Annotated in this window: 11 protein-coding genes; 5 read left to right on the forward strand and 6 right to left on the reverse strand. The window is 69.0% G+C overall.

The annotated features are described in order from the left end of the window. Positions 1 to 82: 82 nt before the first annotated feature. The 3 genes from CCN37_RS01835 to CCN37_RS01845 are packed head-to-tail and all read right to left on the reverse strand — an operon-like array spanning position 83 to position 1520. The gene (locus CCN37_RS01835) at positions 83 to 517 is read right to left on the reverse strand and encodes a 4Fe-4S binding protein (protein ID WP_086818850.1); all 435 of its coding nucleotides are present in this window, start codon (positions 515 to 517) and stop codon (positions 83 to 85) included. Next, on the reverse strand, positions 514 to 1086 hold the full coding sequence (locus CCN37_RS01840; protein ID WP_086818851.1) for an NADH-quinone oxidoreductase subunit C: 573 nt from the start codon (positions 1084 to 1086) through the stop codon (positions 514 to 516). Before CCN37_RS01840 ends, CCN37_RS01835 begins: the two co-directional genes overlap by 4 nt. Further along, positions 1083 to 1520 (reverse strand): NADH-quinone oxidoreductase subunit NuoB, encoded by a 438-nt coding sequence (locus CCN37_RS01845; RefSeq protein WP_246842759.1) that lies wholly within the window; start codon positions 1518 to 1520, stop codon positions 1083 to 1085. Before CCN37_RS01845 ends, CCN37_RS01840 begins: the two co-directional genes overlap by 4 nt. A 114-nt stretch (positions 1521 to 1634) precedes the next feature. Between CCN37_RS01845 and CCN37_RS01850 the strand changes: the two genes are divergently transcribed. Continuing rightward, on the forward strand, positions 1635 to 2444 hold the full coding sequence (locus tag CCN37_RS01850; RefSeq protein ID WP_246842760.1) for a GntR family transcriptional regulator: 810 nt from the start codon (positions 1635 to 1637) through the stop codon (positions 2442 to 2444). Between the two features lie 289 nt (positions 2445 to 2733). Here the strand turns inward: CCN37_RS01850 and CCN37_RS01855 are convergent, their stop codons facing one another. After that, a complete protein-coding gene (locus CCN37_RS01855; protein ID WP_246842761.1) occupies positions 2734 to 3213 on the reverse strand; it encodes a hypothetical protein in 480 nt (159 codons plus the stop codon). A gap of 217 nt (positions 3214 to 3430) precedes the next feature. Between CCN37_RS01855 and CCN37_RS01860 the strand changes: the two genes are divergently transcribed. The 3 genes from CCN37_RS01860 to CCN37_RS01870 all read left to right on the forward strand — a co-directional run bounded on the left by CCN37_RS01860 (position 3431) and on the right by CCN37_RS01870 (position 5915). Next, positions 3431 to 4495 (forward strand): LysR family transcriptional regulator, encoded by a 1065-nt coding sequence (locus tag CCN37_RS01860; RefSeq protein WP_246842762.1) that lies wholly within the window; start codon positions 3431 to 3433, stop codon positions 4493 to 4495. Between the two features lie 168 nt (positions 4496 to 4663). Beyond that, a complete protein-coding gene (locus tag CCN37_RS01865) occupies positions 4664 to 5260 on the forward strand; it encodes a siderophore-interacting protein (RefSeq protein ID WP_210407829.1) in 597 nt (198 codons plus the stop codon). A gap of 82 nt (positions 5261 to 5342) precedes the next feature. Continuing rightward, a complete protein-coding gene (locus CCN37_RS01870) occupies positions 5343 to 5915 on the forward strand; it encodes a dihydrofolate reductase family protein (protein WP_086818856.1) in 573 nt (190 codons plus the stop codon). Between the two features lie 533 nt (positions 5916 to 6448). On the opposite strand, the gene CCN37_RS39585 is transcribed toward CCN37_RS01870, so the two are convergent. Further along, complete coding sequence (locus CCN37_RS39585; protein WP_168200483.1) at positions 6449 to 6601, reverse strand: hypothetical protein; 153 nt, start codon at positions 6599 to 6601, stop codon at positions 6449 to 6451. A gap of 121 nt (positions 6602 to 6722) precedes the next feature. Beyond that, positions 6723 to 7595, reverse strand: a complete 873-nt coding sequence (ddaH, locus tag CCN37_RS01875; protein WP_246842763.1) for a dimethylargininase — start codon at positions 7593 to 7595, stop codon at positions 6723 to 6725. Positions 7596 to 7669: 74 nt separating this feature from the next. Here ddaH and CCN37_RS01880 point away from each other — a divergent pair. Further along, positions 7670 to 8007, forward strand: a 338-nt coding sequence (locus tag CCN37_RS01880) for an Lrp/AsnC family transcriptional regulator (protein WP_086818861.1), incomplete at its 3' end; no start/stop codon positions are given.

Consider the following 8007-nt stretch of genomic DNA (forward strand, 5'->3'; position numbering starts at 1 on the left):
TCCGGATGGTGCGCGGCTCCGAGGGTCTGCCCGGTTGGTCGCTTTCCAGTAGAACAACGCCCGCTCCCGGAAGGAAGTTCCGTCAGCGACCTGGACGACCACCGCGCTGGGTCGCTTCCGGAGCCGGTTCGGCGGCGGGGTCCAGCGGAGGTGGCGGGGGCACGGCGGCCACCCACTCGCCCAGCGCGGGGCGCTCGTACACGAGTTCGGCGACCGCGCCCGAGCCGTCCAGCGTGCCGGTGCCGGGGTAGTCGAAGTCCGGAGCCCAGTGCAGCGCGTCGAAGGGGCAGACCTCGACGCAGATGCCGCAGTACAGGCATTGCCCGTAGTCGATGGCGAAGCGGTCGAGCACGTTGCGCTGCCTGGGCCTCATCGAGCCCGGCTCCTGCACCGTCTCCGTGTGCGAAGTGATGTGCAGGCACCAGTCGGGGCACTCGCGCGCGCAGATCATGCAGACCGTGCAGTTCTGCTCCAGGAGCGCGATCACGCCGCGCGTGCGGGGTGGCAGGTCGGTCACTGCTGTGGCTCCTCTCGGCGCGGTCCCCACTCGGGGCCGGGCACTCCGGGCGGGGCGAGTCGGCGTCGGCTGGGCGCGCTGGTGTCGGCTTCCCCCGGCTCCAGGCCGCCCGGCCACGGCCGCACCACCCTGGCCGCGAGCACGAAGTCCTTGCGCAGCGGGTGTCCGGAGAAGGAGTCCGGCAGCAGCAGGCGCCTCGGGTCGGGGTGGCCCGCCAGCGCGATGCCGAACATCTCGGCGGCCTCGCGCTCGTGCCACGCGGCGCCGGCCCACACGGACGCGATGCTGGGCAGCTCCGCGCCGGAGGGCAGTTCGGTCCGCATGAGCAGCCCAGCGCGCTCGCCGGGGTGGACGACGTGCAGCGTGACCGCGTGCCGTTCCCCCACCGCTCCGGGCCTGCCCGCGTCCTCGACGCCGAGCCAGTCGAACATGCGGCAGCCCAGCGCGTCCTTGGCCGCGAGCGCCGCGCTGTGCCAGCTCTCCAACGGCACGAGCGCGCGCTGCCGCCCGAACTCGACCTTCGTGGTCACGCCCGCCACGGCGGAGGCGAGCACTTCCGGCAGGCTCACGCGGGCACCTGCTCGGTGATCAGGCGGTGCAGCGCTGCCAGTCCTTCGAGCAGGGCCTCCGGCCGAGGCGGGCAGCCGGGCACCGCGACGTGCACGGGCAGGAGCTGGTCGATGCCCTTGGTGACCGCGTAGGAGTCCCAGTACGGCCCGCCGGTGTTGGAGCAGGCGCCGACGGAGAGCACGTACTTCGGCTCCGGCATGGCGCGGTAGGTCTCCAGCACGGCGGGCAGCATCACGTCGGTGACCGTGCCGGAGACGACGAGCACGTGGGCGCTCTCGTCGCTGTCCACCGGGGTGACGCCGAGCCGCTCCAGCGCCGCGTCGTCCAGGCCGCGCAGCGCGGCCATCACCTCGACGCCGCAGCAGGCGAGCCCGAGGTCGAGCACGGTCAGCTCGTAGCTGACGCCCCAGTCGAGGCTCAGGGGAGTTCTCACAGCGACCGAGGGTAGGACGAGCACCTTTTAGGCACCTGCTCAGGGCGGGCCTGCCGGAACCTCGGACAGTAGTCGATTGACTACTGATAGAGAGTACTCTCGGCCGGTGGGGCAATGGGTTCATTACTGAGCGGGCAATTCGACAGGAAGGCAGTCCCAGTGGCCGATCCGGGCTCTGCGTACCGGGTGAAGTTCCGAGGAATAGCAGACGAGCTGCGCGCAGCCATCCTGGCTGGCAAGTACCCCCCTGGCTCCAGGTTGCCGGGGGAGAACGACCTGATGGAGCGCTACGGCGCGGCGCGGATGACCGTGCGCGCGGCGTTGGACGTGCTCAAGAACGAGGGCTTGGCGTGGTCCCGGCGGGGTTCCGGGGTCTACGTGCGGGACGACCGGCTGATCCGCAGGCTGCCGCCGCAGCGGGTTCGCAGCGACGCGCAGGACGTGTGCGCGCCGAGGTGGAAGACCGACCCGAGTTCGCTGAGCCTGACCATCGACAGCGTGGACGTGACCGAGCAGGAGACCCCCGAGCACGTCGCCAGGGTGCTCGGCGTCCCCTCGCAGAGCCGGGTGTGGGTGCGCAAGCGCCGCAACCTGGTCGACGGGCGCCCGGTGATGCTGTGCGTGTCCTACTTCCCGGCCCGGCTCGCGGTGGGCACCCCGCTCACCAAGATCAACCCGGGGCCGGGCGGCGTGTACGCACGGCTGCGGGAGCTCGGCAAGCCCGCGATGGTCTTCCGCGAGGAGATCAGGGCGCGCATGCCGCAGGGCGACGAGGTCACCGCGTTGCAGCTGGAGCCGGGCACTCCGCTGATGGTGGTGGCGAGGACCGCGCTGACCGGCAACGGAGAGCCGGTCGAGCTCACCGAGATGACCATGGACGCGGGCAGCTACGTCCTGGAGTACGAGTTCCCCGCGCAGCCCTGAGCTCCCGCGCGACCGGCGGGCGGCCGGGTGGAGCGCACGACTGCTGGTGAAACGATATCCGCCCTGATCATGGATTGGGGCTTCGGCGGCTCGCGTTGGGGCGGGCCGGGTTGGGATAATGAGGTCTTAGGGGGTCCCCGGTAGCTGGGGGACCCCCGTTCGACGTTTCGGGCTCACCGAAGATCGGCATTGCCGCGGGCGAATGGGGAAAGAACGGCCCCGACAAATCGAGGCCGTTCCCCTCTCCCCCAGCGCGCGGCGCGAGTTCCCCCCTGCACCGCGCACCCCGTCAGCGCAGCCGCAGCGCGTACACCCCGATCGGGGGCACCGCGCGCACGGCGCGTGCTCGCTGGAAGAAGTCGTTGCTGGTCGGCAGCCACAGCGAGACCACGACGCCGACCTGCAGGACCTGCGCGGCCATCACCGCGAAGGTGATCATCGACGGGTAGCGCGCGTCGCCGGCGGCGAAGGCCGCGAGCACGGTGAACACCGCGACGGCGGTGAGCAGCAGCCGCGCCCAGTTCACGCCCTTCGTGGCGAGCGCGCCGAGCAGCATCAGCGCCGCGCAGCAGATCCCGTGGAACATCCACGAGGAGCGCAGACCGCCGTCGACGTCGGCCGCGGTGGAGCTGATGAGGCGGACCAGTTCGTCCCGGTGCGCGAAGGTGAGCACCAGCCCGACGACGGTGGCCACCACCGACGCCGCGACCAGCACGAACGACACCCGTGTCGCGGTGGGCGCCGACAGCTCCGGCACGTGCGAGAACACAGAAATCTCCCAACAGGTATATGGCTTTTCGCGAGCCGGGCGAGTACTAAGGAATGGCATTTGCCCGGCAACCGCGCGACGAGCAGTATTCAAACCATCAAGGGCCACCATTGTCCAGTCGGATAGAATAGACTTAGCGATCAGTTCGGAACGAAATGGAATCAAGTTCAGTTCAACTGGACTTCCCGCCAGTTGGCCTTACGGAAAAGGACTCGACTTGACCGCCGCACCCGGCCCGGCTCCGTTGGAGGACCGGGCACTGGACCGGCTGCTGGACTGCCCAGTGGCTCTGCTGGACGTCACCTTCGACCAGCTGCGCACCCTGCTGGTGGTGCACGAGAAGGGCTCGGCGCTGCGTGCGGCCCGCGCGCTGGGACGCGACCAGTCGAGCGTGCAGAAGCAGCTCGACACGCTCAACCGCAACTTCCAGGCGCTGTGCGGGACGGCGCTGGCGGAGAAGCGCGGGCGCGGGCAGGACTTCCTGTTCACCCCCGTCGGCAGGAGCGCGGTCGAGCTGAGCAGGAAGGCGTTGGAGGGCGGGCTGGACGCGTTCCAGCAGTGGCGGCACCAGCTCGGCAGGACGCTGACGGTCGGGACGACCCGGTTCACGCTGGAGTACCTGGGGCAGGCGTGGCGGCACGTCGCCGAGGAGTTCCGGGCGAGGGAGATCGAGCTGCGCATCGTGCACGTCCGCTCGAAGGACCTGTGGGGCAAGCTCGACACCGGCGAGCTGGACCTGGTGTGCGGCACCACGATCGTCGACCCGGCGGACAGCGGGGAGCTGGACCGGTTCGAGGTGCTGCCGTGGTGGCGGCAGAGCAGGCCGGTGGTGCTGACCAACCTCTCCGAGGAGGAGCTGCCGGGCCAGGTCGTCGACGCGAACCGGCTGCGGCGGGTGCCGATGATCCTGCCGTCCGCGGGCATGGTGAACGACTTCCTGCGCCGGTGGTACGGGCCGGAGTACCGCGCCCAGCTGACCGTGGCCGCCGAGATCGAGGAGATCCACTACGGCACGACGCTGCTGCGCTCGCGGCTGGCCCGGGGCTGCATGGTGGTCACCCAGGGCGTCGGCCAGGCCGCGGTGGAGGGCCAGTTCGGCGAGTCGGTGCCGCTGCGCGTGCTCGAACTCGACGACGAGGCGCGGCCGAGGTTGCAGCAGTTCACCGGCGTGTTCGCGCGCAAGGGCGAGCGGGCGAGGCACACCGCGGACCACCCGCTGAACCTGCTGTGGGCGGCGTTCGAGAAGGAGTCGCCGTCGGCGCTCGCCGATGACCCGCTCTGAGCTGGCGGTCATCCTGGCCAACAGGCCGTCCACCACGATCTCGATGCCCAGCAACGCGTGTTCTCCCGGCTCGGTGCGCTCGAACTCGCGGCGCAGCTCCACGCGCGACATCCGCGACGCGAAGCTGTCGGGCTCCTCGTTCGCCGCGGTGAGGATCGCCCCGAAGACGTGCGACCACAGGGTTCTGGTCGCCTTGGCGGTGCGCTCGGCCGGAACGCCGGCGCGGGCGAAGGCGTCGAGCACGCGGCTGATCAACGGCAGGATGAGCGGGCCCGCGAGGCCGTCGACGGCGAGCGCGGTCAACGCCCAGTCGTCTCCGCTGATCGCCACGTGCAGGGCGGTGCTGATCGCGATCAGTTCGGCGCGCGGGTCCTCGTGCGCCGGCGGGTGCTCGATCTCCGAGGCCAGCTCGTCGAGCATCGCCACGACCAGGCCGTCGCGATCACCGACCACGGAGTGCAGTTCGGCGGTCGTCCCCACCTCGGCCGCGACGGCGCGGAGCGTGACCGAGGCGATGCCTCGTACTGCCCGCCGATCTCATCGCCCGTGGAGATCACCTGGCTGCACCGCGGCTCCGGCGCTCCCGGCAGCTTCCTGCTCCCGACCCTCACCCGCGCCGAGTTGCCCGCAGTGGACTACGCGTGGGTGTGCGGCGAGTCTTCGCTGGTCACCGGCGTGCGGCGGCACCTCGTGAAGGAGCGCGGCATCGACCGCCGCAAGGTCATGTTCTCCGGCTACTGGAAGCTCGGCCAAACTCGCGGATAATTTTTCGGCGAACGTGTCGATTCCGGTCGACGCCGATCGACGCAGGGGTGACCAGCACGTCAGAGCAATCGAGGAGCACACCATGCGCACGCTGATCTCTTCCGCCTTCGTCTCCCTCGACGGCGTCATGGAAGGCCCCGGCGGCGAGCCGGGCTACCGCAACACCGGCTGGACCTTCAAGGACATCGCGTTCGACCCGGCCGCCTACGAGATCAAGGGACGCGAGCAGGACGAGGCCTCCGCCGTGCTGCTCGGTCGCGCCAGCTACGAGGCGTTCTCGCCCGTGTGGCCCGACATGGCCGACTTCCCCCGCTACAAGGTCCTGCCCAAGTACGTCGTGTCGAACACCCTGCGCGAGGAGGACCTCGTCTCCAACTGGGGCGAGATCACCATCCTGCGCTCGCTCGAGGACGTCGCCGCGCTCAAGGAGACCGAGGGCGGGCCGATCATCGTCCACGGCAGCGCTGGGCTGAACCGCAACCTCTCCGACGCTGGCCTCATCGACCGCTACCACCTGCTCGTCTTCCCCGTCCTGCTCGGCGCGGGCAAGCGGCTCTTCAGCGGCACCGACAAGGACAAGCAGAACCTCGCGCTCGTCGAGAGCGAGTCCTACGGCAACGGCATCCAGAAGCTCGTCTACGACGTCACCCGCTGACCACCGCTCCGCGAAGGCCCTGCCGCTAACTCAGGCAGGGCCTTCGTGTGGCACCACGTGCTCGCTTTATCACGCTGTTGCGGTCGGCAATGGCAGTGGACCGGGCAGCGTGCCAGCTCGGATTGGAGCCGGTTGCCTCGTTATCATGTTCCCAGTCTTCGTCCGCGATCGAAACGAAATGTGAACGCGCACAGGTTGATCGAATCGGTATCTGGACTTCCACTGAGCGAGAAAGCCAGAGCTCTCTGGGATGCAAACCGAGTCGAGAACGGCGGAGTCAACTTCTTTGTTCGCAACTCCACTGACCTGACCGTTAACTTGATCAGGCACATGGCTCCCAAGTCGGCGACTCAACCTGATTGTCCCACGGCCTCGACTGCAGGGTGAAGAGAGCGTTCTTGATCGACAACGCGGGCCGACGCTGGAAGATCGGGTTCAGCGGTCATGTCCGCGCGGTAGCTGGCATCGCATGGCTCGGTAAGACATCGATCGAACGGCCTGGCCATGATTCACCAGAAACTGATCGCCAGACGTCACCGATAGATCTGAATCCTGGCGACGGTGACAGGCACGTCGAAGTTCTTGGGGTGGAGGTCTCCTGGTCTTCCCTGCATGGTCGTGTAGCTGACCCTCGCCATGTTGTCACCGGAGCTGACGGCGTACACACCGCAGATCTTCACGTCCATAGCTCCCGCATAAGCGAATCACGGAGCAGCTCACGAGCAAATGCTTCACGCGACGACGGAACCGTTTCCCTGAATTAAGAGGCCCCCGGCGAGAATCTCGCCAGGGGCCTTTCGCAGTGGGTCAGGCGCGGATTTCCATGGTGCAGCACTTGGGGCCGCCGCCGGACTTGCGGAGCTCGGAGATGTCGACGTAGTGGACGCGGAATCCCCGGGTTTCGAGTGCGGCGCCGAGCGCGGTGGCCTCGACGGGCAGGACGACGTTGTAGCCGTCGGAGACGCCGTTGAGGCCGAGGCACGCGGCGTCGGCCTCGGTGGCGAGGACGGCGTCGGGGAACAGCAGCTCGAGGACGCGCTGCGAGCCGGGCGAGAAAGCGCCCGGGTAGTACGTCACGAGCGGGGTCTCGCGCGAGTCGTCGAGGACGGTGAGCGCGGTGTCGAGGTGGTAGTAGCGCGGGTCGACGAGCTTCAGCGAGACGACGGGGACGCCGAGGATCTCCTGCGCCTCGGCGTGGGCGCCGGGGTCGGTGCGGAAGCCAGTTCCGGCGAGCAGGACGCGGCCGCTCCAGGTGAAGTCGCCCTCGGCCTCGTTGATGTTGGTGGGCATGACGACGTCGCGGAAGCCGTGCTCGAGGAACCAGCGGCGGTAGAACTCGGCCTCGCCGGCGCGCTCGGGGGCGCGGAAGCGGGCGCCGAGGACGCGGCCGTTCACGACGGTGCCGGAGTTGGCGGCGAAGACCATGTCGGGCAGGCCGGGCTGCGGCTCGATCTCCTCGACGACGTGACCGAGGCTCTCGTAGGTCCGCTTCAGCTCGCCCCACTGCTCCAGCGCACGCTCGGTGCTCACCGGTTCGCTGGGGTCCATCCACGGGTTGATCGCGTACTCGACGGTGAAGAACTTGGGGGCGCACATGAGGTAGCGCCGGGTGGTGGGGGTGCGGGCGGCGGCGAGCGCGCTGGCCCCGGAGACGGGGCGGACCTCAACGGCGGACGACATGATTCGAAATCTAAGTGTCCGACAGACCATCGATCAACGCCGCATCATGCCGCGTAAACGGCAGAATGTTGCGTATGGACTCGATTGACCATCGAATCATTTCGTGCCTCGTGGCGGACGCTCGATCGAGCTACGCGGAGATCGGCTCGATCGTCGGTTTGTCGGCGCCCGCGGTGAAGCGGCGGGTGGACAAACTGCTGGACGCGGGGGTGCTCCGGGGCTTCACGGCGGTGGTGGACCCGGAAGCCCTCGGCTGGGGAACGGAGGCCTTCGTGGAGGTGCACTGCCACGGCAACATCAGGCCGGGCAGGCTCCGCGCGGGCCTGGAGCCGCTGGCGGAGGTGAAGGCCGCGTACACGGTCTCGGGCTCGGCGGACGCGATCGTGCACCTGCGGGCCGCGAGCATCCACCA

It is taken from the genome of Allokutzneria sp. NRRL B-24872, from assembly GCF_002155965.1.
Lineage (GTDB): Bacteria > Actinomycetota > Actinomycetes > Mycobacteriales > Pseudonocardiaceae > Allokutzneria.

Excerpts from the sequence above, each read along its gene's own strand:
- CCN37_RS39585 (WP_168200483.1), bottom strand. The coding sequence starts at position 6,601 with ATGGACGTGAAGATCTGCGGTGTGTACGCCGTCAGCTCCGGTGACAAC.
- CCN37_RS01850 (WP_246842760.1), top strand. The coding sequence starts at position 1,635 with ATGGGTTCATTACTGAGCGGGCAATTCGACAGGAAGGCAGTCCCAGTG.
- CCN37_RS01870 (WP_086818856.1), top strand. The coding sequence starts at position 5,343 with ATGCGCACGCTGATCTCTTCCGCCTTCGTCTCCCTCGACGGCGTCATG.
- ddaH (WP_246842763.1), bottom strand. The coding sequence starts at position 7,595 with ATGTCGTCCGCCGTTGAGGTCCGCCCCGTCTCCGGGGCCAGCGCGCTC.